Annotated in this window: 1 protein-coding gene; it reads right to left on the reverse strand. The window is 57.8% G+C overall.

The genetic code is table 11. The annotated features are described in order from the left end of the window. Positions 1 to 249: MerR family transcriptional regulator (locus LD028_RS09275; protein WP_237811645.1), on the reverse strand; the 249-nt coding region annotated here is incomplete at both ends.

A 249-nucleotide genomic window follows, 5' to 3' on the forward strand; every position in this document is an offset into this window, starting at 1 on the left:
CCGGAGCAGGTGGATCGGCGGGCCGCCCGTTCATCTGGGTGATGAGATCCGCGATTTCGCGCGGATGGCGGCCTTCCTCGAGCAACATACGGATTTGACGAAATCGATGGATCAGCTCGTCGGTATAAATGCGCGCCCCTTGGCTGGTGCGGGGAACGGTGATCCATTGAGCGAATTGCTTTTCCCACTGTTTCAAGTCGCGGGCGGTCGTCCCGATTTTTTTCGCTGCTTCGCGGAGTGTGTATGTTT

It is taken from the genome of Anoxybacillus sp. LAT27 (assembly GCF_022030075.1).
GTDB classification, from domain to species: domain Bacteria; phylum Bacillota; class Bacilli; order Bacillales; family Anoxybacillaceae; genus Anoxybacillus; species Anoxybacillus kestanbolensis.